The following is a 1,279-nucleotide window of genomic DNA, read 5'->3' on the forward strand; positions in this document are numbered from 1 at the left end:
ATTTGTCAATACTAAAAAGATAGTGAGATTAAGTTATCTTCAATTATATGAACTGGTTACTATTAGCTGTTGGTGGAGTTGGTTCGGGAATATTATCGGGTTTGTTAGGTATTGGTGGGGGATTTATTATTGTTTCTCTATTAGTAGCTTCGGGCTACTCTCCCATTCAAGCAGTAGCTACTAGTAGCTTAGTCATAGTCTTAAGTTCCAGTACTGGTAGTTTTTATAATTGGCGCAATGGCTATCTAGATCTAACCAGAGTAATGTATATCGCCATACCTGCGATCGTCGCTGCCCAGTTGGGAGTATACATGGCAGTCAAAATACCCGACTATGCTTTGCTGGTTATTTTTAGTCTATTTTTGATCGTCAATATTTTTTTAATTCAGTTACGCAAAAAATTGGTAGCAGAACAAAAGCAAACTCACAATTCTCTAAATCCAATTCTTTCTAAAGTCGCAACGGGAAGCATTGCAGGATTTTTAGCAGGGTTGTTAGGAGTTGGTGGTGGTGCAATTATGGTGCCTTTACAAATGTTGCTTTTACAGGAAAACATCAAAGTGGCAATTCGCACTAGTTTGGGGGTAATTGTTGCAGCGACAATCTCTTCTTCTATCGTTCATGCAACTCAAGGTAATGTTCTATTTCTTGAAGGTTTAACTTTAGGGATTGGTGGGATGTTAGGCAGCCAATTAGGAACAAGAGTTTTACCCAAATTAGCTGATTCTTTAGTTAGTAAGATTTTTGTCGTGTTTTTAGCCAGTATGGCAATTTTAAACCTATGGCAAGCTTGGAATAGTTATCAAAGTAGTGTCGTTTAACCCATAAGCTGCAAACAAATAATTCAAACAATTATCGTAGAAAAAACAAATGTACTATAGATTTTCTAGTTATATAACAAAATTGCATTACCAGAAGTAATTGCTTGTAAATATATCGGTATCGACAAATATTTTTGTACTAAAAATAAGGCGATCGCTTGTTCTTAAATCCATTTATTCACGCATTGCGATCGCATTATCAAAAATAATTGCTTATAAATATATCGTTATCGACAAATACTTTTGTACTAAAAATAAAGCGATCGCATTTATTAAATCAATCCATTCATCAGAGCGATCGCATTACTAAAGTAATAATCTGTAAATATATCGTTATCGACAAATACTTTTGTACTAAAAATAAAGCGATCGCATTTATTAAATCAATCCATTCATCAGAGCGATCGCATTACTAAAGTAATAATCTGTAAATATATCGTTGTTGCTAAATATATTTG

The 1,279-nt window shown here is 34.0% G+C and carries 1 protein-coding gene; it reads left to right on the plus strand.

What is annotated here, in order from left to right:
* Window positions 1-47 precede the first annotated feature (47 nt).
* Complete coding sequence (locus tag AC33VI_RS22375) at window positions 48-821, plus strand: sulfite exporter TauE/SafE family protein (protein ID WP_491784476.1); 774 nt, start codon at window positions 48-50, stop codon at window positions 819-821.
* The last annotated feature ends 458 nt before the right edge of the window (window positions 822-1,279 follow it).

It is taken from the genome of Waterburya sp. (genome assembly GCF_058530065.1).